The following is a 24,773-nucleotide window of genomic DNA, read 5'->3' as shown; positions in this document are numbered from 1 at the left end:
AGACAACAGGCAGGCGCATGAGCCGGAATTCCATCCTCATCACCGGGTGCTCCTCGGGCATCGGATATGACGCGGCGCACGGGCTGGCGAAACACGGCTGGCGCGTCTTCGCCACCTGCCGGCAGGAAACCGACTGCGCCCGCCTGCGCGACGAGGGGCTGGAAAGCTTCCCGCTCGACTATACCGATGAATCCAGCATCGAGGCGGCCCTGGCCGAGGCTCTGGCGCGCACCGGCGGCACGCTCGACGCGTTGTTCAACAACGGCGCCTTCGCCTGCCCCGGCGCGGTCGAGGATCTGCCCCGCGGCGCGCTGCGCGAGATCTACGAAACCAACGTTTTCGGCTATCACGACCTGACGCGCCGGGTGATCCCGGTGATGCGCGCCCAGGGTCACGGCCGGATCGTCAACAACTCCTCCGTGCTCGGCTTCGTGTCGCTGAAATGGCGCGGCGCCTATGCCTCGAGCAAATTCGCGCTCGAAGGGCTGACAGACACGCTGCGCCTCGAGATGCGCGATACGCCGATCCGGATCATCCTGATCGAACCGGGGCCCGTCACCTCGAACATCCGCACCAATTCCATCCCCCATTTCGAAAAATGGGTGAACTGGCAGGCCTCCGCCCGCGCCGATCAATATCGGGAAAGCCTGCTCAAACGGCTCTACGACGGCGGCTCCGACGGGTTCGAACTGCCCGCCTCGGCCGTCACCCGGAAACTGATCCATGCCCTCGAAAGCCGCCGCCCCCACCCGCGCTATTTCGTCACCACGCCAACCTATGCCGCCAACCTGATGCGGCGCCTGCTGCCCACACGGCTGCTGGACCGGGTGCTGGCAAAAAGCTGACCGCGACGAAATAGCGGTTCGCTTTTGTCCGCCGGGCCGCTATTTCCCAGCGAACAGGAAAGGACATGCGCATGCTGCAAGACCCGTTTTTCATCCTCGTCGCCGTGGCCTGCCTCGCGGTGGCGGCGATCCTTCTGCTGGGGATCGGCGGCTTCGCCAGGGGCGGCGCGTTCAACCGCATGCACGCCAACCGCATCATGCGCTACCGCATCATCGGCCAGGCCGTGGCGGTGGCCCTGATCCTGCTTTTCGTTTATGTCCGCCGGATGTGAGGCGCTGATGGTTGTCCTGAACAAGATCTACACCAAAACCGGCGATCAGGGCGAAACCGCCCTGGGCAACGGCGCGCGGATCGCCAAACACGCGCTGCGCGTCACCGCCTATGGCACCGTCGATGAAACCAACGCCACCGTCGGCCTGGCCCGCCTGCACGCGGCCGATGCGATGGATGCCCGCCTGGCCGCGATCCAGAACGATCTGTTCGATCTCGGCGCCGATCTGTGCCGGCCCGACATGGATAAGGATGCCGAGGCGGAATTTCCGCCGCTGCGCATGGCCGACAGCCAGGTCGCGCGGCTGGAGGCCGAGATCGACGCGATGAACGCCGCGCTGGAACCGCTGCGCAGCTTCATCCTGCCCGGCGGCTCCGCCCTGGCCGCGCATCTGCACCTGTGCCGCACCGTATCGCGCCGGGCCGAGCGGCTCTGCGTCGAACTGGCGGCGGCGGAGCCGGTCAACCCGGCGGCCGTCAAATTCCTCAACCGCCTGTCCGACTGGTTCTTCGTCGCCGCCCGTGTCGCCAACAACGGCGGCAAGGATGATGTGCTCTGGGTGCCGGGCGCGAACCGCTAGCCCGCGCCTCTCGGCATCGGCGGCGAAACATCTGAAAACGGCGCGGCGGTTTTGCCGAAATTTTGCTCCCCGTCGAATTAATCCTGTTTTCCCCTCCGCAGAGTCGATAACAAAAACCGCAAAGTTGGATTAAGACCGGAGGAGACCCCGCAAATGAAGGTATTGGTACCTGTCAAGCGCGTGATCGACTATAACGTGAAGGTTCGCGTGAAGGCGGACGGGAGCGGTGTCGATCTTGCGAATGTCAAGATGTCGATGAACCCGTTCGACGAGATCGCGGTGGAAGAGGCGATCCGTCTGAAAGAGGCGGGTGTCGCGACCGAGATTGTTGCGGTTTCGATCGGCGTGAAGCAGGCGCAGGAGACGCTGCGCACGGCGCTTGCGATGGGCGCCGATCGCGCCATTCTTGTGGTGGCCGCCGATGACGTGCATCAGGACATCGAGCCGCTGGCGGTGGCCAAGATCCTCAAGGGCGTGATCGACGCCGAGGAGCCCGGTCTGGTGATCGCGGGCAAGCAGGCGATCGACAATGACATGAACGCGACCGGCCAGATGCTGGCGGCGCTGCTGGGCTGGGGCCAGGCGACCTTCGCCTCGGAGCTGACGGTCGAGGGCGATCATGCCACCGTCACCCGCGAGGTCGATGGCGGGCTGCAGACCATCAAGGTCACGCTTCCGGCGATCGTCACCGCGGATCTGCGGCTCAACGAGCCGCGCTATGCGTCGCTGCCCAACATCATGAAAGCCAAGAAGAAGCCGATGGAGGAAAAGACGGCGGCCGATTACGGCGTCGATGTCACGCCGCGCCTGCAGGTGGTCGGCACCGCCGAACCCGCCGCGCGCCAGGCCGGCGAAATGGTCGGCTCGGTGGACGAGCTGGTGGCGAAACTCAAAGCGGCGGGAGCGATCTGATGGCTGTACTTCTTCTGGCGGAACTCACGGGCGGCGCCCTGGCCGTGGACGCGACCGCAAAGGCGCTGAGCGCCGCGAAACAGCTGGGCGATGTGACGGTTCTGTGCGCTGGCGCCTCCTGTGCGGATGCGGCCGGGGCCGCGGCGGAACTTGATGGCGTGGCACGGGTGCTCTGCGCCGATGATGCGATCTATGGCAACGGTCTGGCCGAACCGGTCGCCGCTCTGATCGTCAGCCTGGCGGGGGAGTATGAACATTTCGTTGCCCCGGCCACGGCGAGCGCGAAAAACATCATGCCGCGGGTGGCGGCGCTTCTGGATGTGATGGTGATTTCCGATGTGTCGGGCGTGGTTTCGGGCGATACGTTCGAGCGGCCGGTCTATGCCGGCAACGCGATCCAGACGGTGAAATCGACGGATGCGAAAAAGGTGCTGACGATCCGCACCTCGACCTTCGACGCGGCGGGCGCGGGCGGTTCGGCGGCTGTCGAGCCCATCGGCGCGGCGGCCGATCCGGGCCTTTCGGAATGGGTGGAAGACAAGGTCGCCGCCTCCGACCGGCCCGAGCTGACCTCGGCCGGCGTGGTGGTCTCGGGCGGGCGCGGCGTGGGTTCGGAAGAGAATTTCGCGCTGATCGAGCAGCTGGCCGACAAGCTGGGCGCCGCCGTTGGCGCCTCGCGCGCGGCGGTCGATTCGGGCTATGCGCCGAACGACTGGCAGGTGGGCCAGACCGGCAAGGTGGTGGCCCCGGCGCTCTATGTCGCGGTCGGCATCTCGGGCGCGATCCAGCACCTCGCCGGCATGAAGGACAGCAAGATCATCGTCGCCATCAACAAGGACGAAGACGCCCCGATCTTCCAGGTCGCCGATTACGGCCTCGTCGCCGATCTCTTCAAGGCAGTACCAGAGATCATCGACAAGCTGTAAGCCGCTTTCGTACCGAACCACGGTGCGAAATGTACCGAATGCACGATCAGGCCCGCCCTTTCCGGCGGGCCTGTTTCGTCAGGCAGGGCCCATGAACCGGTCGATCGCCGGCGCCAGCGCGGCGGCGATCTCGGCGTGAACCTCCGGCCCCGGCAGCGCCATCGCCGCCGGCTCCTCCAGCGGTGAAAACACCATCCCCTCCGTTCCCCGCGCCACCGCCGCGGCGCTGGCCCGCACCCGCACCGTTTCCGAAAACCCCGGCGCCACCTCGGCCACCATCGCGTCATCGACGAACAGCGGCTCCGGCCCCAGCCCGCCATCCGCGAAACCCCGCGACCCGACGCCGGTCACGTGCAACAGCACGCTCGCCCCGGCCAGAGGCGCGGTCAGGGATTTCAACCGCGCCACCCAGGCCGTCTTCAGCTCTGCCTCGACCGCCGCGAATTTCCGGAGCGAGACGGTTTTCAGGGTTGTCAGCATGTGCCGGGTAAAATGGAACTCGGTAAAATCCACCTCTGGAAACAATGCCTTGAGCTGCGGCGAGGCGCGCAGGAACCTGTCATTACGCCGCGGATGTACCGCGTAGAACCGGTTCGACATGTTCTGCGCCCCGAGCACCTGAACAACCGTCACCCGCGCCGGCGCACACAGGGTCAGCACCGCCGCCTCGCCTGAAAAGATATCGGGCCCGGCGTTGGCACAGCCAAGATTGACGATCCTGTGCCCCGTCAACTCCTCCACCAGCGCCGGAAACGGCGTTTTCACGAATTTCCCATAGGTCTCGGTTCCGCCGGTCATGGCGCAGAACACGCCTTCCAGCCTGCGCCGCGGGCCTCGGAACATAAGCTTTGAATTGCCGTACCGGCACGGAAAATAATTCAGCGCCCCAGCGCCCGGATGTTCATACATCACGCCACCCACTCTGTTGCATTTCGACTCACCCGATTCCAAGACTGGGCCGCGACCCTTTCCAAACCCCTAAACCGTGCATTTGAATCGAATGCCGATGCGCCTTCAGGCTTGCGCCGGCCTCGGCGGGGGGCCTATGGTCGGGCCGTGATCCGCAGAGGGAAATCCATGGATATCAAGTCGGTCGGAGTTGTTGGCGCGGGCCAGATGGGCAACGGGATTGCGCATGTTCTGGCGGTTGCCGGGTATGATGTTCTTCTGAACGATATTTCCGAAGACAACCTGTCGCGCGCCCTCGCCCAGATCGACAAGAACCTCGAACGCCAGGTCAGCCGCGAAAAGATCACCGCCGAAGACAAGGCCACCGCCCTGGCGCGCATCAAGACCACGCTGAAGCTGACCGATCTTGGCCCGTCGGACCTGATCATCGAGGCGGCCACGGAACGCGAAACCGTGAAAACCGCGATCTTCGAGGATCTTCTGCCGCATCTGAAGCCCGAAACGATCCTGACGTCGAACACCTCTTCGATCTCGATCACCCGGCTGGCGTCACGCACCGACCGGCCCGAGAAATTCATGGGTTTCCATTTCATGAATCCCGTGCCCGTGATGCAGCTGGTAGAGCTGATCCGCGGCATAGCCACCGATGAACAGACCTATCAGGCCTGCCTGAAAGTTGTTGAAAACATTGGTAAAACTGCCGCCAGCGCCGAAGATTTTCCGGCTTTCATCGTGAACCGCATCCTGATGCCGATGATCAACGAGGCGGTCTATACGCTGTACGAAGGGGTCGGGTCTGTCAAATCCATCGACGAGTCGATGAAGCTGGGCGCGAACCATCCGATGGGGCCGCTGGAACTGGCCGATTTCATCGGGCTGGACACCTGCCTTGCGATCATGAACGTGCTGCATGACGGGCTGGCCGACACCAAATACCGCCCCTGCCCGCTGCTGACCAAATATGTCGAGGCCGGATGGCTGGGCCGCAAGACGCAGCGCGGGTTCTACGACTACCGCGGCGAAACGCCGGTGCCGACACGCTGATCCGGCACCCTGTCAGCCGGCCAGCGACAAGGTGCGGCTGCGCAGCCAGGTGACGAACCCGCGCGGGTTTCCCGACCAGCTTTCGATATCGGTACGCTCGATCACATCGCCCACGACCGGCGCCTGCGGCCGGTTCAGCGCATGCACGACCTCATAGAGCAACAGCCCCTGCCGCAGGGTCGGCGACAGCCGGTTGGCGATCTGGTAGAGGCGCGAATTCTGGCCCGGGAAATAGATCGGCACGACCCTCGCGCCCGAGCGCTGGATCATCTTGGCGGTGAACGGGTTCCACTCTGCCTCGATCGCCGGCCCGAAAGGGGTATCGGCCGTGGCCACCACGCCGGAGGGGAACAGGATGATCACGCCGCCCGCGTTCAGCAGATCCATCGCCCGCTGCCGCATCTGCAGGTTCTTCTGCAGCGCGTCCTCTTCATGCAGAAACGGCACGGGGATCATGAACTGATCCACCTCCTGCACCCCGGTCAGAAGCGAGCGGGTCAGAATCTTGTAATCCGTGCGCACCCGCCCGACCATCTCGGCCAGAAGCATGCCATCGACCAGCCCGTGCGGATGGTTCGCCACCACCACCAGCGGCCCCTCGGCCGGGATGCGGGCGATCTGTTCCGGCGGGGTGTTGATCGCGATGCCCATCACCTCGAGCGCCTGTTTCCAGAACGCCTGCCCGTGCGGCGCGCCCATCGCCTCGAACCGGCGGATCAGTCGCAGCAGGGTCAGCTTGCCGGTCAGCCATTCCATCGTGCGGATGGTGTTGGCCTTCCACGGATTGGTAAAGGTATTGGCATAAGAGAGGCGGCGCTTGTCATAGGGCTGTTCGGTCGGGGGCGGGGCGCCCCTGGCGGCGCTGGCCACCGGTATTGCCTTATGTCGATAGCTCTCAACCAAAGGGTCCGGATCTCCCTGCCACAGTCTCAGTACTCTTCGCCGAACTTGTCGGCGACAAGTGCCGCGAGGGCGTCCATCAGCAGGTCGGCCTGGTTCCCGCTGGTTTCAACCTCAATAGAGGTTCCTTTGGAAGCTGCCAACATCAAAAGCCCCATGATCGAATCTCCCACCGCGCTCAGCCCGTCACGCCGGACCTCGGCGCGCGCATCGAAGGATTCCACCGTTTCCACGAATTTCGCCGAGGCGCGCGCATGCAGGCCCTTTTCGTTGACGATATCCAGAGTCCGCATTGCCATCCTGTCTTTCAACCTGCGTGGCCATCAAAGCAATCAATGTACTTGCGGCCCGCCGTCAGCGCGCAGGCAACGGCATCGTCCACATTCATCCGCCGGGATTTCGCCAGCTTGATCAGCATCGGCAGATTGGCCCCGTAGAGGATCTTGCGGTTGTCCCGGTCACAGGCATTCAGCGAAAGGTTCGAGGGCGAGCCGCCGAACATGTCTGTCACCACAACCACGCCGTGCCCGTCATCCACAGAATCCGCGGCGGCGCGGATCTCGGCCTGCTTGGCGGTGCGATCATGATCCGGCTCGATCGAGATGGCCAGAATTCCGTCCTGCTTGCCGACAACATGCTCGACCGCCGCAAGGTATTCCCTGGCCAGTCCTCCATGCGCGACAATCACAATACCGATCAAGCGGTCTTCCCCGTCTGCTGAATGGCAGCGCCGCTCCCGGCCTGCCGCTCGAGTTCACGATGTCTTTTAGACACCCGCCATCCGGCCGCCGCAAGCGCATCGGTAAGTTTTTCTGCCACTGTGACGGAACGGTGCTGCCCGCCGGTGCACCCGAAGGCGATCGAGAAATGCGATTTACCCTCATCGCGGTAGGCCGGCAGCAGCAGTTCCGTCAGGTCGCGCACCTTGTCGAAGAAAGGGTGGAACAGCGGGTCGGCGGCAACGTATTGCGCCACCTCGGCCGACTGGCCGTTCAGCCCGCGCAGCGACGGCTCCCAATAGGGGTTCCGCAGGAACCGGCAGTCGAACACCATATCGGCGCCGCGCGGCACCCCGCGCTTGTAGGAAAAGGAATGAACGGAGACCGCCAGCCGCGATCCGTCCTTCTGCCCGAACCAGAGCGCAAGCTCGGCCCGCAGATCGTGCAGCGTCAGCTCTGACGTGTCGATCAGCATATCGGCCTGGGCCCGGATCGGGGCCAGCAGGTCCAGTTCGCGCGCCACGCCGTCGGCCGGGCTTTCGGCGGGCGCCATCGGGTGCCGCCGGCGGGTTTCGGAAAAGCGGCGCAGCAGCACCTCGGCCGAACAGTCCAGATACAAAAGCACGACCTGAACCCGGGCATCGGACTGAAGCTGCGCGAACAGATCGCTCAGGGCGGCGGCGCTGAAATCGCGGTTTCTGGTATCGACGCCAAGCGCCAGCGGCGGCCCGTGCGGCGGCCCCTCCAGCAGGCGCGGGATCAGCAACAGCGGCATGTTGTCGATGGCTTCGTGGCCCAGATCCTCCAGCGCGGCAAGCGCGGTGGAGCGCCCGGCGCCCGACGGCCCGGTGACCAGCACCAGCTGATGATCCGCCGCCGCGGGCGGGCGGGATGTGACAGTATCGCTCATGCTGCTCTCCCTCCCTTAAGATATTGCACGATCGCCGCGGGAAAATGGGCATGTTCCGCTTTGTGAAGCAAGGTGATCGGCCGGCCCAGAAGCGTGACCTCGCGTCGCGGCGGCAGGCGCTCGGTTTCCACCCGGTCCATATCCACGGCAAGGGTGATGGCCGCGCAGGGCACCGTCTCGGCCCGCAGCAGCCCGACGCCACGCGCCTCGATCATGCCACGTATGGCGTCGGGTGCGGTGGCCACCGGGATGTCATCGCGCAGCTCCAGGCGGGTGCGGTCATCCGACACCAGCATCGCCCCCCGCGCCACAAGCTCCAGCGCTAGCGCCGATTTGCCCGCGCCCGAGGCACCCAGGATCAGCACCCCGCACGCGCCAAGCGCCACGCAGCTTGCGTGCAGGATGGCGGGGGCATCGGGCGGTGACATTCCGGTCACCCGGCCGCAACCGGCCTAGACCGGCAGGCCGACGACGAAACGCGCGCCGAGCGGGTCAGAGGTGATATCGGCATCGGTGGGGCGGATGTTCTCGGCCCAGATCACGCCGCCGTGCGCCTCGACGATCTGCTTGGAGATGGCCAGCCCCAGGCCGGAATGGTTGCCGAACTGGCCCACGGGGCGTTCGGAATAGAAGCGGTTGAAAATCTTGGTCAACGCCTGATCGGGAATGCCGGGGCCGGTATCCTCGATCACCACAAGCACGCGGTTTTCACGTTTGCGCGCCCAGATGCGCACCGCGTCGCCCTCTTCGCAGAAGGAGATCGCATTGGTGATCAGGTTCACGAAAACCTGCGCCAGCCGCGCCTCCAGACCATTGATGATGATCGGCTCCGGCGGCAGATCGGAAATGAAATCAACGCCCTTCTCGCGCGCATCATTGCCAAGGTGATTGGCCAGGCTTTCCAGCAGTTTCAGCAGGTTGAAGCTTTCCTCCTCCTCCCGCACCAACTCGCTGTCGAGCCGGGAGGCGTTGGAGATATCGCTGACCAGCCGGTCCAGCCGGCGCACGTCATGCTCGATCACGTTCAGCAGCTTTATCCGCTGATCCTCGCGCTTGGCGACATGCAGCGTACCCACCGCCGACCGCAACGAGGCGAGCGGGTTCTTGATCTCATGCGCGACATCGGCGGCGAATTGTTCGTTCGCGTCGATCCGGTCATACAGCGCCGTCACCATGCCGCGCAGCGCGCCCGACAGGCGCCCGATCTCATCGGGGCGCGCCGTCAGATCGGGGATGCGCACCCGGCTGGGGCTGAATTTCTGAGAGTTCTTGTCGCGCCCGATTTCCGCCGCCGCCGCCAGATCGGACAGCGGATTGGCGATCGTGCTGGCCAGCACCAGCGACATACCGACCGAAACCAGCATCGCGATGATATACATCTGCAGAACCTGCTCACGCTCGACCCTGACAAGCTGATCGATCGCCCCCGCGGCCGAGGTGACGGCGACAACGCCCAGAACCTGCCCGTCGCGCATGACCGGCGTGGCGACCGAGAATACCGTATCGCCATTGCCATCCGTCGCCGTCTGGGAAACGGTCGCGCCCGCCAGGGTATGAGGCACCAGCCGGCGCGCGTGGTCGGCAGGGCCGATCTGCGGCGGCGGCGTCTTCTGCGGGCGGATCACGCGGGACATGCCCCGCAGGATCCTGTCAAGGAAATCGGTGATCAGCGTCGAACGCTCATCCGCCTCGCGCGGGGGTGGCGCGCGGCGCGGCATCCCGACCGAAGAGGCCACAAGCGCATCGGAGTTCTCGAACAAAAACACCTCGACTCCCCGGCCGAGATCCAGACCGGCCATGGTTTCGACCGCATCGACACCATCCCCAGAGGCAAAGCTGACCGGGCCGACCCTGGGAAGCTGCGCCTCGAACACATCGGCGATCAGCTCGGCCTGGTTTATGAACGCCTCTTCGCGCTGCTGCACCAGGCTGTCGCGGCCGGGGTTCATGTAGAGCACACCGGCCACCAGCACGATCAGCCCCAACAGGTTGAACGTCATGATCTTGCGCGCCAGCGGCGAGCGGTTCAGCGAGATGATGCCCCGCTTGCGCCGCCGCGCCCGGATTTCGCCATCGTCCCGAGGCGGCGCAACCCAGTCCTCTCCCAAGAGAACATAGCCTTCGCTGGATGATCTGGAATCGCGCAAGGGCACCCCCGGTGCGGGCGTTTCGTGAAAGCTTATTCTTCGTTGTAACGGTAACCGATGCCGTAAAGCGTTTCGATCGCCGAAAACTCATCGTCGGCCTGGCGCATCTTCTTGCGCAGACGCTTGATATGGCTGTCGATCGTGCGGTCGTCCACATAAACCTGATCGTCATAGGCCACATCCATCAGCTGATCGCGGCTTTTGACAAAGCCGGGCCGCTGGGCCAGAGCCTGAAGCAACAAGAACTCCGTCACCGTCAGCGACACGTCGTTGCCCTTCCATTTCACCGCGTGGCGCAGCGGGTCCATCGTCAGCTCGCCGCGGATCATGACCTTGGTCTCTTCGGTGGTCGCCACCTCATCGCCCGCGATCACATCCTGCCGGCGCAGAAGCGCCCGGATACGCTCGACCAGAAGGCGCTGGGAAAACGGCTTTTTCACATAGTCGTCGGCGCCCATGCGCAGGCCCAGCACCTCGTCGATCTCATCATCCTTTGAGGTGAGGAAGATCACCGGCATGCTGGTTTTCTGGCGCAGCCGCTGCAACAGATCCATCCCGTCCATCCGGGGCATCTTGATGTCGAGCACGGCCATGTCCGGCAGCCGCTTGTTGAATGCATCAAGGGCCGACTGGCCGTCATTGTAGGTCTCCACCTCGAACCCTTCAGCCTCTAGGGTCATGGAAACCGAAGTCAGGATATTCCTGTCGTCGTCAACGAGCGCAATCCTAGACATGTGGGAATTACCTTTATACTGCTCTGTGCCTATTTTTTGCCATATTTTTCCCAATTCCCCCCATGGAATCAACTCCTAACTGCGAATCACCGGCGGCACGTGCCCGACTACAACCGAAAAAAGGTGACGCATTGCTAAATTGCATCACTTCACGACTCCGGTTGCGCTAAACTTCGCTCGGTTTGCGCTAACCTACGGCCCAGAGCCTGTTCCCTCACGGAAGCTGCGTGATATACGGTGCCACCCGCGCCGTTCAGCGCGGGTCGGCGGCCAGCGCGCCGCCGAAGTCAGTTTAAGGGACCGCCGCGAGCGACGGCGTCAGGAGCGAGCATATGACGATTGGACGGGTTAACCCCAAGCAGCGTCTCGAAGATCAGGGCATCAGCGGGCTGGGTCAGGTTCACTACAACCTCATGAATCCTGCGCTGGTCGAAGCCGCGCTGAAGCGGAACGAAGGGACACTTGGCAATGGCGGCGCCCTTCTGGTGTCGACGGGCGAACATACCGGCCGCTCGCCCAAGGACAAGTTCGTGGTGCGCACCCCGTCGGTCGAAGACACGATCTGGTGGGAAAACAACAAGCCGATGACGCCCGAAGCGTTCGATCAGCTGCATGCCGATATGCTCGAGCACATGAAGGGCGGCGAATACTTCGTCGAAGACCTCTACGGCGGCGCCGATCCCGAGCATCGGCTTGACGTGCGCATGGTCACCGAACTGGCCTGGCACGGCCTGTTCATCCGCCACCTGCTGCGCCGCCCCTCGCGCGAAGAGCTGGACAGCTTCGTGCCGGAATACACGATCATCAACTGCCCCAGCTTCCAGGCCGATCCCGAAAAGCATGGCTGCCGGTCTTCGACCGTCGTCGCGCTGAACTTCGATCAGAAGCTGATCCTGATCGGCGGCACCGAATATGCCGGCGAGAACAAGAAATCGGTCTTCACCCTGCTGAACTACATCCTGCCCGGCAAGGGCATCATGGCGATGCACTGCTCGGCCAACCACGCCATCGACAACCCGGTGGACACCGCGGTGTTTTTCGGCCTGAGCGGCACCGGCAAGACCACCCTGTCGGCCGATCCGTCGCGCACCCTGATCGGCGATGACGAACATGGCTGGTCGGACAAGGGCACCTTCAACTTCGAAGGCGGCTGCTATGCCAAGACCATCAACCTCAGCGCCGAGGCAGAGCCGGAGATCTTCGCCACGACCACCAGGTTCGCCACGGTGATCGAGAACATGGTGTTCGACCCCGAGACCAAGGAACTGGATTTCGAGGATGACAGCCTGACCGCCAACATGCGCTGCGCCTATCCGCTGGAATACATCTCCAACGCCTCTGAAACCTCACTGGGCGGGCATCCCAAGAACATCATCATGCTCACCTGCGATGCCTTCGGCGTGCTGCCCCCGATCGCGCGGCTGACCCCGGCCCAGGCGATGTATCACTTCCTGTCGGGCTTCACCTCCAAGGTGGCCGGCACCGAAAAGGGCGTGACAGAGCCCGAGCCCACCTTCTCCACCTGTTTCGGCGCCCCCTTCATGCCACGCCGCCCCGAAGCCTATGGCAACCTGCTGCGCGAGAAGATCGCCAAGCACGGCGCCACCTGCTGGCTGGTGAACACCGGCTGGACCGGCGGCGCCTATGGCGTTGGCTCGCGCATGCCGATCCGTTCGACCCGGACGCTGCTGACCGCGGCGCTGGACGGCTCTCTCAACGATGCCGAGTTCCGCAAGGATCCGAACTTCGGCTTCGAGGTTCCGGTGCACGTGGACGGCGTGGCGGAGGTTCTGCTGGACCCGCGCAAAACCTGGAGCGTGAACGAGGAATATGACGCGCAGGCGCAGAAACTGGTGGCCATGTTCGCCGACAATTTCGCGCAATACGTGCCGTTCATCGACGATGACGTGAAAGCCGCCGCCATCGGCTGATCCGGCCGAAGCGACAGACAAACAAAGGCCCCGCCCCGCGCGGGGCCTTTTCTATCCCATCAGCCCCTTGCGGATCAGATTCAGCGCCGCGATGGCCAGAATGAACAGCGTGGCCTTGCGGAACCTCGCGGGGTCAAGCCTGTCTTGCACGCGAAAGCCGATCCACATGCCCCCGAGCGCCGGGATCACCAGCACCGCCGACAGTGGCAAGGTCTGCGCATTCAGCACCCCCGTGGTCAGATGCGACGCCAGAAGCACGATGGCGCCGATCAGGAACACCACCCCCTGCACGCGCACCATCTCTGTCTTTTCGGTGTTGAACGACAGAAGATACGCGATGACCGGCGGCCCCCAGACCCCCGAAATGCCACCGAAGAACCCGCCGACCGCGCCCATCAACATCTCGGCCCGGTTGCGATGCACGGCATTGACGATCAATTGCCGGCCCAGAAGCTGCGACAGTGAAAACGCAAAGATCGGCACGCCCAGCAGCAGATAGAGCACATTCGGCGGCAGCACCCTGACCAGCGGCGCGCTGAGCCCGATGAACAGCACCACCATGCCGATCAGCCGCCAGTATTTGCGCAGCGATCCCAGAGCCGCGCGCCATCCGTGCCGGAACGCCTGCGCCAAATTGGTCAGCACCGTCGCCATGATCAGCCCGGCAAGCGCCGTCGGCGCGGGCAGGAAGATCGAATAGCACGAGATCATGATCATCGGCATGGCAAAGCCCACCGCGCCCTTCACCACCCCGGCAAACAGCGCCACCGCCACCGCTGCCGCGAAGAAAACAACGGGTAGTCCGAAAATCATGCTGTCCATCGGGTGCCTTTCAGGTTTCCCCGGCTATATCGTGGATCGTGCCACGCCGCACCGCAATTATACGCGCGACATATTGCTTCAAAACGCCAGCGCTCATTGAATTTTTGTTGCGCTGCAACTGCAAAAACACTATTTCCAGCGGAACCCCGGAAAAAGGAGCCGACTCATGCCCCATGACGGACAGGAACTGCCCCAGAACGACGCCGCGAACGCCCTGCTGCCCGATCTTCTGGCCCTGACGGAGGCCGCCATCGCCCCCGCCGGCGCGCTGCTGGAAAAGGCCACCGAAACGCTGCGCGCGCGCGTCAGCATAGAGGGGCGCGTGTCCGCCGCGGCGCTGGAGGCGCACCAGCATGGCGCGCATGCCCTGTCGTGGCTGGCAACCTATGTCGAGGCATTGCGGCAGATGCACAGTTGGGCCGGGCGGCTGCACGAAGAGGGCAGGTTCGGCGAGATGGAACAGCTGATCCTGCAGATCGCCTTCGGCGAATACCTGTGGCAGATCTACGGCGGCATCCCGATGAGCCAGGGCGAAATCGCCCGGCTGCAGGATATCGGCCTGGGCCAGGACGACCAGCGGCTGTTGATGACCGACGCGGTGATGACCCTGTGCAATGCGGGCAACAGCCAGGCCGCGCGCACCCGCCTTGTGGCGCTGATGCAGGACAATGCCGGCCACGCCACCTTCGGCGCCTCCGGTCTGGACGAAGAGCTGGAGATGATCCGCGAACAGTTCCGCCGCTTCGCCGATGATCGCGTGGCGCCCAATGCCCATGACTGGCACCTCAAGGACGAGCTGATCCCGATGGAGATCATCGAGGAACTGGCCGAAATGGGCGTATTTGGCCTGACCATCCCCGAAGAGTTCGGCGGCTTCGGCCTGTCCAAGGCCTCGATGGTTGTGGTGTCCGAGGAACTGTCGCGCGGCTATATCGGCGTCGGGTCGCTTGGCACCCGCTCCGAAATCGCGGCGGAGCTGATCCTGTGTGGCGGCACCGATGCGCAAAAGGAACACTGGCTGCCCAAGCTGGCCAGCGCCGAAATCCTGCCCACCGCCGTCTTCACCGAGCCCAACACCGGCTCGGATCTCGGCAGCCTGCGCACCCGCGCGGTCAGGGAGGGCGACGAATACGTCGTGACCGGCAACAAGACCTGGATCACCCACGCCGCGCGCACCCATGTGATGACGCTGCTGGCCCGTACCGATCCGGCCACCGCCAACTACAAGGGCCTGTCGATGTTCCTGGCCGAAAAGACGCCGGGCACCGATGCCGATCCCTTCCCCACCCCCGGCATGACCGGCGGCGAGATCGAGGTGCTGGGCTATCGCGGCATGAAGGAATACGAACTCGGCTTCGACGGCTTCAAGGTCAAGGCCGAGAACCTGCTGGGCGGGGTCGAGGGGCAGGGCTTCAAACAACTGATGCAAACCTTCGAAAGCGCCCGCATCCAGACCGCCGCCCGCGCCATCGGCGTGGCGCAGAACGCGCTCGAGGTCGGCATGCAATACGCCATTGACCGCAAGCAGTTCGGCAAGCCGCTGATCAGTTTCCCGCGCGTCTCCGGCAAGCTGGCGATGATGGCGGTGGAAATCATGGTCGCACGCCAGCTCACCTATCACTCCGCCTGGCAAAAGGATCACGACAAGCGCTGCGACCTCGAGGCCGGCATGGCCAAGCTGCTGGGTGCCCGCGTGGCCTGGGCCTGCGCCGACAACGCGCTGCAGATCCACGGCGGCAACGGCTTCGCACTGGAATATCAGATCAGCCGCATCCTGTGCGACGCGCGCATCCTGAACATCTTCGAAGGCGCGGCCGAAATCCAGGCCCAGGTGATCGCGCGCCGCCTTCTGGGCTAACCGCCGGCGGGCCTTTCGGGGCCCGTTCCGCCAAGCGCGGCAAGCATGTCGTAACCCTTGAGCGCAATCTCGACCTCGGCCCAACGCGCCGTGCCGTCGGGCGCCAGCCACATCGGTTGCGACAGCAGCTTCAGCCCCGTCAGCCCCAGCGCCGGAATGTCCAGCCCCATCGAATGCGCCACCGGCACCCGCACACCGGGCTTCGGGTTCAGCCCCGGCGCAATCTCGCGCAGCCCCAGCTTTAGATGATGGGCAATGTCCCACTCCTGCACCGCGCCGTCATGCCGGGTGACGACCCAGCAATGCATGTCGTCACAGCGCCCGCGCTTTTCCTCGGGGAAGAAATAGCCGGTGACATAGCCTGCCTCATACCCCGCCGCCCGCAAAGACGCGATCAGATAGGTGTTGATGTCGACGCAGGAACCTTCGGTCAGCCCGCAGAGCGCCGGAATACTGTCTTCACCGTCATAGAACCGCTGCTCCGGGTGACCATAGGAAAACTGCGCCGCCACGTCGTTGACGATGGCCCGCAGCCCGGCCTGCCCGCCGCCGGCCGCCTGCGCGGTGGCGCGGGCGGCGCCGATCAATGCCTCCGCCGCCTCGGTGAAACGGTTGGGCCGATGCACGAAAAGCGCCTCGGGATAGGCCTCGCCCCCGGACGCGAAACTGGTGCAGAACCGCACCGGGCCGGTCACGCCCTCGAGCACCGCAACCCACTGGCCGGTCCGCGCCTCGGCCGCCAGGTGGTAGCCGGCCCCTTCCAATACGAAAACCTCCGGCCGCAGATGCGGCGTCATCAGGCCGATCGGCGCGAACAGGCGCCCCGCACCCGGCCCCGCGACCGTAACCTCAAGAATGAACGTCATGCTCAGCCCCCACGCACGCCACCCCGCCAGATAACCGCCCCAGCATGACACTGGCACGACAGATCAGCCCGCGGCGCGCTCCAGCAGATCGATCAGCCGCGCCCGCGCCTCGGGCAAGGGCCGGTTGCCCAGCGATGGCGCCAGCCAATGCGCCAGAAAATGCCCGGTCACCCGCAACCCTTCGCCGACCTCGGCCGCGCTGACCGGCCCCTGCCCCAACAGGCAAAACGGCAATGGTAACAGCCGGTCGGCCCACTCGCCGGCCGCCTCCGCGCTGACCGCCCGGCCGGTCTTCGGCGAAACATAGGCCAGATCATCCCGACTGCCGGTTACCGCGCAACGGGTCAGATCGAGACCAAACCCCATCTCCTCCAGCAGCGCCATTTCCCAGCGCAGATAGGCCAAGGGCCAGGCATCGGCATGGCTGAGCAGATCCAGCATCGTCACCGAACGGGCATAAAGCGCCGGATGCGCCTCGCGCTCCGGCAGGGCAAAGCCCAGCAGCGCGGTCACCGCGTTCAGCCCCGACAGCGCCAGCCGGTCCCCCATCACCGCCGCCGCGCGCGACCGAACCGGTTCCACGGTGAAACTGCCCAGATGCGTCTCCAGCCGCGCCCGCCATGTCAGATCAAGCTGCGCCCCCGGCTGCAACACCGGCGCGATCTTCCGGCCCGCCCCGCCCCGCACGACCCCGGCATGGCGCCCGTGCTCGGCGGTGAACACCTCGATGATGGCGGAACTTTCCCCATAGCGCCGAACGCTCAGCAAGGCCCCCTGATCCCGCCATTCCATCACCGCACCCGCATTCCGGCTTCATCTTTCCGAAAATATCCCCGCCGGAGGCAAGAAAGTCACGAAAGCCCCGGTTCGTCCAGCAAATGACGGCCGGCGCGGTCCTCGACCTCGATCACCCACAGATCCGGGTCAAACCCGCGCTGCCGCGCGACAGAGGCGTCAACCTCGGCCTCGTCCCCTTGCGCCAGCACCACCCAGACCCGCTCGCCGCTTGTCAGATCGAAAGACCTCTGAAACGCCTGTGCCTGCCCGTCCAGCGTGTTCAGCTTCACCACAACCGCGCCCGCGGTCGGATCTCCCCTGGCCGTCACAAAGGCCGGAATGTCGGCCAGCCGCAACCGGGCCAGATAGGCCCGCACCCAGAAATCGGCGGTCAGCCGGATCATGTGTTCCCGTCTTTGAAGTCCAGCCCCATCTCGGAATAGCGCTCGGATTCCTCCAGCCAGTTCGGCCGCACCTTGACCTGCAGAAACAGATGCACCGGGCGGCCGACAAACTCGGCGATCTCGGCGCGGGCGGCCTGGCTGACGCCCTTGATGGTCTCGCCCTTGTTGCCCAGCACGATGCCCTTGTGCCCGTCGCGCACCACATAAATCACCTGGTCGATCCGGACAGAGCCATCGTCGCGCTCTTCCCAGTTCTCGGTCTCAACGGTCATCTGATAGGGCAGTTCCTGATGCAGGCGCAGGGTCAGCTTTTCGCGCGTCATCTCGGCGGCGATCATCCGCATCGGCAGATCGGCGATCTGGTCCTCGGGATACAGCCACGGCCCCTCGGGCAGATGCGCCGCCAGCCATTCACGCAGATCATCCACCCCATGCCCGCGCTCGGCGGAAATCATGAAGGTCTGCGCAAAGGGGTAGGCCTCGTTCAGCCTGGCCGACAGGGCCAGAAGCACCTCGGCCTTCACCCGGTCGATCTTGTTGATCGCCAGAACCACGGTGCGCCCCTCGTTCACCCGCTCGCGCAACGCCTCCAGGATCGCCTCGACGCCTTCGGTCACGCCGCGATGCGCCTCGACCAGCAGAACGATGATATCGGCATCCGCGGCCCCGCCCCAGGCCGCCGCCACCATGGCGCGGTCGAGCCGCCGGCGCGGCCGGAACAGCCCGGGCGTATCGACGAACACGATCTGCGCGTCGCCCTGCATCGCCACGCCGCGAATGCGGGCGCGGGTGGTCTGCACCTTGTGGGTGACGATGGAAACCTTGGCCCCCACCATCCGGTTCAGAAGGGTGGATTTGCCCGCGTTGGGCTCGCCGATCAGGGCCACGAAGCCCGCGCGTGTCTCAGCCATGTTCCGGCTCCATTCGTTTCAGCAGCGTCTTGGCGGCCGCCTGTTCGGCCTGGCGTTTGGAACCGGCGGCGGCTGTCGCCTCCTCGCCGCTTTCCAGACGCGCGGCGATCGTGAAGACGGGCGCGTGATCCGGCCCCTCGCGCGACAGCTCGATATAGCGCGGCGGCTGCTGGCCGCGCGCCTGCGCCCATTCCTGCAACGCCGTCTTGGCATCGCGCGCATCGGCCTCGACAGCGGTCACGCGCGCGCCCCAGAGCCGCAGGATCACATCCCGCGCGGCCTCGAACCCGGCATCGAGATAGACGGCGGCAATCACCGCCTCCATCGCGTCGCCAAGCAGCGCCTCCTTGCGCCGCCCGCCTGAAAGCATCTCCGAACGGCCCAGCTTCAGCACCACACCCAGATCAATCTCTCGCGCGACATCGGCGCAGGTTTCCTTGCGCACCAGCGCATTGAACCGCGGCGCCAGCAGCCCCTCGGCTGCCTCCGGATCGGCCGCCAGAAGCGCCTCTGCCATCACCAGCCCCAGCACCCGGTCGCCCAGAAACTCCAGCCGCTGATTGTCGGGCCGCGTCGCCGACGAGATCGAGGAATGGGTCAGGGCGCGCAGCAACAGCTCCGGCCGGGTAAAAGCATGGCCCAGCCTGCCCGAAAAGGCGCTGATCTCGACCGACAGCTTCACTCGACCGCCTTGAAGAAACGGTCCGGGCGCCACGTCCAGAAGAAGAACAGCGACCGTCCGGCGGAAGAGAACATCACCCGGTCGGCCCGGCCGATCAGATATTCGGCCGGCACAAAGCCCACGCCGCCGCTGACCTGCGCATAGCGGCTATCTTCGGAATTGTCGCGGTTGTCACCCATGAAGAAATACTGGCCCTCGGGCACCGCGAACACCTTGGTGTTGTCGCCAAAGCCGTTGCCCACGTTCAGGATGCTGTGGCGGACACCGTTGGGCAGGGTCTCGGTCCATTTTTCCTTTTCACAGGTGCCGCCCTCGCCCACCGGGCTGTTGGAGCAGCGCGGGTAATAGCCCACCGGCCCCTGCTTGGCGAAAGGCTCCGCAAAGGTACCATCCGCCTCCAGCTTCACAGCCTCGCCGTTGATGTGCAGCACGCCGTTGACCATCTGGATCGTGTCGCCCGGCAGGCCGATCAGCCGCTTGATGAAGTCGGACCCGTTCACCGGATGGCGAAACACCACCACATCGCCCCGCTCGGGTTCGGAGCCGAACAGCCGCCCATTGATCGGGCACAGGCTGAACGGGCAGGAATATTGCGAATATCCATAGGCCATCTTGTTCACGAACAGAAAGTCGCCGACCAGCAGCGTGTCTTTCATCGAGCCTGAGGGAATCCAGAACGGCTGAAAGAACAGCGTCCGGAACACACCCGCGATCAGCAGCGCATAGACCACCGTCTTGATCGTCTCGACGATGCCGCCTTCTGCCTTCTTGTCCGTGGTCGCCATGCGTTCTGCCCTGCCTTTTAACTGGTTCACCGCTACATGAGCGGGCGGGGATGGGGAGTCAAGCCACGGGCCGCGCCTCGATCACCACGAAAGCCTGCGCCCAGGGGTGATCATCGGTCAGGGTCACGTGAATGATGGCGCGGTGGCCCGCCGGCGTCATCTGCGCCAGCCGCTCGGCCGCCCAGCCGGTGACATGCATCTGCGGCTGGCCGGTGTCGATATTCGACACCGCCATGTCCTTCCACGAAATCCCCATGCGCAGGCCGGTTCCCAGCGCCTTGGAACAGGCCTCTTTCGCGGCCCAGCGTTTGGCATAGGTGCCCGGCGTGTCGGCGCGACGCTCGGCCTTGCGCTGTTCGGTTTCGGTGAACACGCGGTTGCGGAACCGGTCTCCATATCGGTTGAGCGTACGCTCGATCCGCTCGATATTCGCCAGATCGGTGCCGATGCCGAGGATCATCAGGAACGCGCCGCGCAGACGGGGGGATAGCCCGCCATATCACAGATCAGGCCGGCTTGTCCGATCATGCCCGCGCCTCATCCATCAGGCGGCGCATTTCGCCGATCGCCGGGCCAAGCCCGCGAAAGATCGCCTCGCCGATCAGAAAATGGCCGATGTTCAGCTCCATCACCTCGGGGAAGGCTGCGATGGGCTGCACCGTGTCATAGGTCAGCCCGTGGCCCGCGTGCACCTCCAGCCCCAGCGAATGGGCATAGGCCGACATCTCGCGCAGGCGCGCCAGCTCGGCGTCGCGTTCCTCGAACCGGCCTTCGGCATGGGCGTCGCAATAGGCGCCGGTGTGCAGCTCGATCACCGCGGCACCGATGCGATGCGCGGCCTCGATCTGGCGCGCGTCGGCGGCGATGAATATCGACACCCGGCAACCGGCCTCGGCCAGCGGCGCGATGAAATGCGCCAGCCGGTTCTCTTCGCGCGCCACCTCCAGCCCGCCCTCGGTGGTGCGCTCCTCGCGCTTTTCGGGAACGATGCACACGGCGTGGGGCCGATGGCGCAGGGCGATGGCCTGCATCTCTTGCGTCGCGGCCATCTCGAAGTTCAGCGGCAGGGTCAGCGCCGCCATCAGCCCTTCGATATCGGCATCCGAGATATGGCGTCGATCCTCGCGCAGATGGGCGGTGATACCGTCGGCGCCGGTCTCTTCGGCCAGTTTCGCGGCGCGCACCGGGTCGGGATAGGCACTGCCGCGCGCGTTGCGCACGGTGGCCACGTGATCGATATTGACCCCGAGCCGAAGCCGCCCCAGCGGCCTGACCAGACCTTCCGCCATCTCTTGTCCCTTCCCGTTCGAACCGCCCAGGCGCGGCTATGAATTCTCTTTCGCCGCGGCCGCCGCCGCCTTTTCCCGCAGCTCTTTCAGCTTCTTCGCGATCCGGCCCCGGCGGTGCTTTTGATAGGCGGCGATCACCGGCACACTCAGATAATAGGCCACCACCGCCGCGACCAGCCCCGGCAGGACACCCCCGACCATATAGGGCACGAAGACCTCGTGGAAGAACCGTGCAAGATGGCTCCAGTCGGCCTCGGCAGAGGTGAAGAGGGCGATGGAATTTTCATAAAGGTCATAGGCCGCGTCAAAGAACTTGGCCACGAGCGATCTGTCGAGATCCTCGTCGAACCGGGTGCCCAGCAGGAAATGCCCGACCTTGAGACAGATCACACCGATCGGAATATAGGTCAGCGGGTTGCCGAAGAACGTGCCCGCCAGCGCCGCCAGCAAATTGCCGTTTATGATCCGCGCGATCAGCACGGCGACGACAAAGTGCAGGCCATAGAACGGCGTGAAGGTGGTGAACACCCCCGCAGATACCCCCCGTGCGATGCGCTGCGGGCTGTCTGGCAGCCGCCGCACCCTGTGACGCATGTAGTGAAAGGCCCGCCCCCACCCGCCACGCGGATAGATGAAGCCGATCACGGATTGCAGCACAGAGCGTTTTTCGCGGCGCTTGAAAACCAAGCCAGGGCTCCTTCCGGCGGTTCAGGGTTTGCGGTCGGGATCGGTATATCGCTCAATGGCGGCCACGTCGCTCTCGGCTTCCATCGCGGTCATGACGGTGTGCAGATGCTCGACATCGCGCAGATCGACGTCGATCAGCAGGCGATAGAAATCGGGCTTGCGGTCGGCAAAGTGCAGATCCGAGATATTGGCCTTCTGCTCGCCGATCAGCGTGCAGATCCGGCCCAGAACGCCGGCGTCGTTGCGGATCGTGACATTCATCGTCACCGTATGCGCGGCAGAATGCTTGCCCGAATGCCAGTGCAGGTCGATCCAGCGCTCGGGCTCTTCCTCCAGCTCGGCCAGGGCGGGGCAGTCGATGGCATGCACCATAACACCGCGGCCGCGATAGGTGATGCCGACGATCCGTTCGCCCGGCACGGGCTGGCAGCATTGCGCGCGGCTGAAGCTCTGATCCGCCGACAGGCCGACGACGGCGCGAGAGGCGTCCACCTCGTCACCGGTAACAGCGGCCAGCTCGGGGTAGAGCGCCTTGGCCACCTCCTGCGCGCGCAACTCGGCGGAGCCGAGCCGTGCCAGCACCTCTTTCGGCCCGTCCAGCCCCAGCGTCTTGGCGGCGGTCTTCAGCGCCTTGTCGGTGGATTTCTTGCCGATATGCTCGAACGCGACCCGCGCCAGTTCGCGCCCCAGCTTGATGAAGCGCTCGCGGTCTTCCTCGCGCAGCGACTTGCGGATCGCGGCCTTGGCGCGGCCCGTCACCACGATGTCGATCCATGTGGCCTGCGGGCGCTGGCCTTCGGCGGTGATGATCTCTATCGACTGGCCGTTCTTCAGCCGGGTCCAGAGCGGCACCCGGATGTTGTCGACCTTGGCGCCCACGCAACTGTCGCCGATCCTTGTGTGGATCGCATAGGCATAATCCAGCGGCGTCGCCCCCTTGGGCAGCTTCACCACATCGCCCTTGGGCGTGAAGCAGAACACCTGGTCGGAATACATCTCGAGCTTGACGTTCTCGAGGAACTCATCGTGATCCTCGGCATTGCCGAACCGTTCGGTCAGCGCCGCCAGCCATTTGGCCGGATCGACGGCAAACGGGTTCTCGGCGCGCACGCCGTCGCGGTATGACCAGTGCGCCGCAACGCCGGCCTCGGCCACCTCGTGCATCTGGCGCGTGCGGATCTGGATTTCCACCCGCTTGCCGTCACGCCCCGAAACCGTGGTGTGGATCGAACGATAGCCGTTCGATTTCGGCTGGCTGATGTAATCCTTGAACCGCCCCGGAACCGAGCGCCAGCGGCGGTGCATCGCCCCCAGCACGCGGTAACAATCCGCCTCGCTGTCGGTGATGATGCGGAAGCCGTAGATATCGGACAGACGGGAAAAGCCCTGGTTCTTTTCCTGCATCTTGCGCCAGATCGCATAGGGCTTTTTCGCGCGGCCAAAGACATCCGCCTCGATCCCGGCCTTTTCCAGCTCGGTACGGATATCCAGCGTGATCTGATGCACCACATCGCCGGTTTCGCGCTGCAGCGTGATGAACCGGCGGATGATGGAATTGCGCCCCTCGGGGTTGAGCACCCGAAAGGCCAGATCCTCCAGCTCTTCGCGCATCCACTGCATGCCCATGCGGCCGGCCAGCGGCGCATAGATATCCATCGTCTCGCGCGCTTTCTGGGCCTGCTTTTCGGGGCGCTGGTATTTGATCGTGCGCATGTTGTGCAAACGGTCGGCCAGCTTGACGAGGATCACCCGCAGATCCTTGGACATCGCCATGAACAGCTTGCGAAAGTTTTCGGCCTGCTTGGTCTCGGACGAAGACAGTTGCAGGTTGGTCAGCTTGGTGACCCCATCCACAAGCTCCGCCACCTCTTCGCCGAACAGCGTCGCGATCTCGCCATAGGTGGATTTGGTGTCTTCGATCGTATCGTGCAGCAGCGCGGTGATGATCGTCGCATCATCCAGATGCATCTCTGTCAGGATGGCGGCCACGGCGACGGGATGGGTGAAATAGGGGTCGCCCGACTGGCGGGTCTGCCCTTCGTGCATGCGCTCGCCATAGTCATAGGCAAGGCGCAGCCGCGCTTCGTTGGTTTTGGGATTGTAGTTGCGGACCAGAGCGATCAGGTCTTCGACATCGATCCTCGGCATCCGGTCCGCATCCTATGAGGGCGGTTCGCCCTTACCTTTGGCCCTGCGCGTCCATCAATGCGCGCAGCAGCTTTTCTTCAGACATATCGTCATCGGCGGGTTTGTCAGCCTCGCCACCCATCAAAAGTGCCATCGAATCCTCTTCGGGTTCGTCCACTTCGATCTGGGTCTGGTTGCTTTCGATCATGCGTTCACGCAGAGCGTCGGCAGACTGGGTTTCTTCGGCGATCTCGCGCAGGGCGACCACCGGGTTCTTGTCGTTGTCCCGGTCCACGGTCAGGGCGCTGCCAGACGTGATCTCTCGCGCCCGGTGGGCAGCAAGCATCACCAGCTCAAACCGGTTCGGAACCTTGTCAACGCAATCTTCGACCGTCACGCGGGCCATGGGATACTCCAATCCATCTGGAAAGTGGAGTGCCTTATCTATTGACTCGCAAAACGCTTGACAAGAGCAGATTGCCTTGTCAGCGCTATGTTATCCGGCCTTGCAGTGTCGCAAGCCGCCCCGGGCGCGTCGTAGCGCCGCTGACATCTGGTGAATAGGCCGGGAATCGCCGAAATCGGAATTCCAGACTGGCCTTTTGGACAATGTATCAGTTTGATGACGGGCCAAGGGTTGCCGCAGCGGCCCGAATACCCTAACTCCCCTCGACGTTCCGAGCATTTTTTGTGCCAGTCTCTCGCATTTCCCACCACTCACTCACACGCTGCGGGA

At 64.4% G+C, this 24,773-nt stretch carries 28 protein-coding genes; 8 read left to right on the top strand and 20 right to left on the bottom strand.

Annotated features, from left to right (window positions below; translation table 11 throughout):
- The first annotated feature begins 17 nt into the window (after nt 1-17).
- From TQ29_RS01820 to TQ29_RS01800, 5 genes are all read left to right on the top strand, one after another.
- Nucleotides 18-845, top strand: a complete 828-nt coding sequence (locus TQ29_RS01820) for an SDR family NAD(P)-dependent oxidoreductase (RefSeq protein WP_054537794.1) — start codon at nt 18-20, stop codon at nt 843-845.
- A gap of 71 nt (nt 846-916) precedes the next feature.
- Complete coding sequence (locus TQ29_RS01815) at nt 917-1,117, top strand: twin transmembrane helix small protein (RefSeq protein ID WP_054540281.1); 201 nt, start codon at nt 917-919, stop codon at nt 1,115-1,117.
- Nucleotides 1,118-1,124: 7 nt separating this feature from the next.
- Nucleotides 1,125-1,697, top strand: a complete 573-nt coding sequence (locus tag TQ29_RS01810) for a cob(I)yrinic acid a,c-diamide adenosyltransferase (RefSeq protein ID WP_054540280.1) — start codon at nt 1,125-1,127, stop codon at nt 1,695-1,697.
- Nucleotides 1,698-1,850: 153 nt separating this feature from the next.
- The gene (locus tag TQ29_RS01805; RefSeq protein WP_054537793.1) at nt 1,851-2,609 is read left to right on the top strand and encodes an electron transfer flavoprotein subunit beta/FixA family protein; all 759 of its coding nucleotides are present in this window, start codon (nt 1,851-1,853) and stop codon (nt 2,607-2,609) included.
- Nucleotides 2,609-3,535, top strand: a complete 927-nt coding sequence (locus TQ29_RS01800) for an electron transfer flavoprotein subunit alpha/FixB family protein (protein ID WP_054537792.1) — start codon at nt 2,609-2,611, stop codon at nt 3,533-3,535. The genes TQ29_RS01805 and TQ29_RS01800 overlap by 1 nt, the downstream gene beginning before the upstream one ends.
- A gap of 78 nt (nt 3,536-3,613) precedes the next feature.
- On the opposite strand, the gene TQ29_RS01795 is transcribed toward TQ29_RS01800, so the two are convergent.
- A complete protein-coding gene (locus tag TQ29_RS01795) occupies nt 3,614-4,444 on the bottom strand; it encodes a DUF6473 family protein (RefSeq protein WP_157445492.1) in 831 nt (276 codons plus the stop codon).
- Between the two features lie 168 nt (nt 4,445-4,612).
- Here TQ29_RS01795 and TQ29_RS01790 point away from each other — a divergent pair, with 168 nt between their 5' ends.
- Nucleotides 4,613-5,488: a 3-hydroxybutyryl-CoA dehydrogenase gene (locus TQ29_RS01790; protein ID WP_054537790.1), complete on the top strand. Its 876-nt coding sequence runs from the start codon at nt 4,613-4,615 to the stop codon at nt 5,486-5,488.
- Between the two features lie 12 nt (nt 5,489-5,500).
- Here the strand turns inward: TQ29_RS01790 and TQ29_RS01785 are convergent, their stop codons facing one another.
- Genes TQ29_RS01785 through TQ29_RS01755 form a run of 7 tightly spaced genes read right to left on the bottom strand, consistent with a single transcriptional unit; the run spans nt 5,501 to nt 10,898 of the window.
- Nucleotides 5,501-6,358, bottom strand: coding sequence for a lysophospholipid acyltransferase family protein (locus TQ29_RS01785; protein WP_255353364.1), 858 nt, complete (start codon nt 6,356-6,358; stop codon nt 5,501-5,503).
- A 59-nt stretch (nt 6,359-6,417) separates the two neighbouring features.
- The gene (locus tag TQ29_RS01780; RefSeq protein ID WP_037210053.1) at nt 6,418-6,687 is read right to left on the bottom strand and encodes an HPr family phosphocarrier protein; all 270 of its coding nucleotides are present in this window, start codon (nt 6,685-6,687) and stop codon (nt 6,418-6,420) included.
- An 8-nt stretch (nt 6,688-6,695) separates the two neighbouring features.
- The gene (locus TQ29_RS01775; protein WP_037210054.1) at nt 6,696-7,088 is read right to left on the bottom strand and encodes a PTS sugar transporter subunit IIA; all 393 of its coding nucleotides are present in this window, start codon (nt 7,086-7,088) and stop codon (nt 6,696-6,698) included.
- On the bottom strand, nt 7,085-8,017 hold the full coding sequence (gene rapZ, locus TQ29_RS01770) for an RNase adapter RapZ (RefSeq protein WP_054537789.1): 933 nt from the start codon (nt 8,015-8,017) through the stop codon (nt 7,085-7,087). Before rapZ ends, TQ29_RS01775 begins: the two co-directional genes overlap by 4 nt.
- Nucleotides 8,014-8,445, bottom strand: a complete 432-nt coding sequence (locus TQ29_RS01765) for an HPr kinase/phosphorylase (protein WP_054537788.1) — start codon at nt 8,443-8,445, stop codon at nt 8,014-8,016. Before TQ29_RS01765 ends, rapZ begins: the two co-directional genes overlap by 4 nt.
- 24 nt (nt 8,446-8,469) lie before the next feature.
- A complete protein-coding gene (locus TQ29_RS01760) occupies nt 8,470-10,170 on the bottom strand; it encodes a sensor histidine kinase (protein WP_054537787.1) in 1,701 nt (566 codons plus the stop codon).
- A gap of 26 nt (nt 10,171-10,196) precedes the next feature.
- Entirely contained in the window at nt 10,197-10,898 is a 702-nt protein-coding gene (locus TQ29_RS01755) for a response regulator transcription factor (RefSeq protein WP_037210057.1), read from the bottom strand.
- A 332-nt stretch (nt 10,899-11,230) separates the two neighbouring features.
- Between TQ29_RS01755 and TQ29_RS01750 the strand changes: the two genes are divergently transcribed.
- The gene (locus tag TQ29_RS01750; RefSeq protein WP_054537786.1) at nt 11,231-12,829 is read left to right on the top strand and encodes a phosphoenolpyruvate carboxykinase; all 1,599 of its coding nucleotides are present in this window, start codon (nt 11,231-11,233) and stop codon (nt 12,827-12,829) included.
- A gap of 51 nt (nt 12,830-12,880) precedes the next feature.
- On the opposite strand, the gene TQ29_RS01745 is transcribed toward TQ29_RS01750, so the two are convergent.
- Nucleotides 12,881-13,651 (bottom strand): sulfite exporter TauE/SafE family protein, encoded by a 771-nt coding sequence (locus tag TQ29_RS01745; RefSeq protein WP_037210059.1) that lies wholly within the window; start codon nt 13,649-13,651, stop codon nt 12,881-12,883.
- 166 nt (nt 13,652-13,817) lie between these two features.
- On the opposite strand from TQ29_RS01745, the gene TQ29_RS01740 reads away from it, so the two are divergent.
- Nucleotides 13,818-15,509, top strand: a complete 1,692-nt coding sequence (locus tag TQ29_RS01740) for an acyl-CoA dehydrogenase family protein (RefSeq protein WP_054537785.1) — start codon at nt 13,818-13,820, stop codon at nt 15,507-15,509.
- On the opposite strand, the gene TQ29_RS01735 is transcribed toward TQ29_RS01740, so the two are convergent.
- From TQ29_RS01735 to rpoZ, 11 genes are all read right to left on the bottom strand, one after another.
- Complete coding sequence (locus tag TQ29_RS01735) at nt 15,506-16,375, bottom strand: transglutaminase-like domain-containing protein (protein ID WP_082386494.1); 870 nt, start codon at nt 16,373-16,375, stop codon at nt 15,506-15,508. The genes TQ29_RS01740 and TQ29_RS01735 overlap by 4 nt on opposite strands.
- 63 nt (nt 16,376-16,438) lie before the next feature.
- The gene (recO, locus tag TQ29_RS01730) at nt 16,439-17,170 is read right to left on the bottom strand and encodes a DNA repair protein RecO (protein WP_173585950.1); all 732 of its coding nucleotides are present in this window, start codon (nt 17,168-17,170) and stop codon (nt 16,439-16,441) included.
- 56 nt (nt 17,171-17,226) lie between these two features.
- On the bottom strand, nt 17,227-17,556 hold the full coding sequence (locus tag TQ29_RS01725) for a DUF1491 family protein (RefSeq protein WP_054537783.1): 330 nt from the start codon (nt 17,554-17,556) through the stop codon (nt 17,227-17,229).
- Complete coding sequence (gene era, locus TQ29_RS01720; protein WP_054537782.1) at nt 17,553-18,467, bottom strand: GTPase Era; 915 nt, start codon at nt 18,465-18,467, stop codon at nt 17,553-17,555. The genes TQ29_RS01725 and era overlap by 4 nt, the downstream gene beginning before the upstream one ends.
- Entirely contained in the window at nt 18,460-19,149 is a 690-nt protein-coding gene (rnc, locus tag TQ29_RS01715) for a ribonuclease III (protein ID WP_054537781.1), read from the bottom strand. Before rnc ends, era begins: the two co-directional genes overlap by 8 nt.
- Nucleotides 19,146-19,934 (bottom strand): signal peptidase I, encoded by a 789-nt coding sequence (gene lepB / locus TQ29_RS01710; RefSeq protein WP_054537780.1) that lies wholly within the window; start codon nt 19,932-19,934, stop codon nt 19,146-19,148. Before lepB ends, rnc begins: the two co-directional genes overlap by 4 nt.
- Nucleotides 19,935-19,992: 58 nt before the next feature.
- The gene (gene acpS, locus TQ29_RS01705) at nt 19,993-20,394 is read right to left on the bottom strand and encodes a holo-ACP synthase (RefSeq protein WP_037210066.1); all 402 of its coding nucleotides are present in this window, start codon (nt 20,392-20,394) and stop codon (nt 19,993-19,995) included.
- Nucleotides 20,395-20,458: 64 nt separating this feature from the next.
- The gene (locus tag TQ29_RS01700) at nt 20,459-21,223 is read right to left on the bottom strand and encodes a pyridoxine 5'-phosphate synthase (protein WP_054537779.1); all 765 of its coding nucleotides are present in this window, start codon (nt 21,221-21,223) and stop codon (nt 20,459-20,461) included.
- 36 nt (nt 21,224-21,259) lie between these two features.
- Complete coding sequence (locus TQ29_RS01695; protein ID WP_054537778.1) at nt 21,260-21,910, bottom strand: DUF2062 domain-containing protein; 651 nt, start codon at nt 21,908-21,910, stop codon at nt 21,260-21,262.
- A gap of 21 nt (nt 21,911-21,931) precedes the next feature.
- Nucleotides 21,932-24,058 (bottom strand): bifunctional (p)ppGpp synthetase/guanosine-3',5'-bis(diphosphate) 3'-pyrophosphohydrolase, encoded by a 2,127-nt coding sequence (locus tag TQ29_RS01690; RefSeq protein WP_054537777.1) that lies wholly within the window; start codon nt 24,056-24,058, stop codon nt 21,932-21,934.
- A gap of 31 nt (nt 24,059-24,089) precedes the next feature.
- The gene (rpoZ, locus tag TQ29_RS01685; protein WP_037210071.1) at nt 24,090-24,443 is read right to left on the bottom strand and encodes a DNA-directed RNA polymerase subunit omega; all 354 of its coding nucleotides are present in this window, start codon (nt 24,441-24,443) and stop codon (nt 24,090-24,092) included.
- Nucleotides 24,444-24,773: the final 330 nt, after the last annotated feature.

It is taken from the genome of Actibacterium sp. EMB200-NS6 (assembly GCF_001305615.1).
Classification (GTDB): Bacteria; Pseudomonadota; Alphaproteobacteria; order Rhodobacterales; family Rhodobacteraceae; genus Actibacterium_A; species Actibacterium_A naphthalenivorans.
This window is presented reverse-complemented; position numbering and strand designations above follow the sequence as displayed.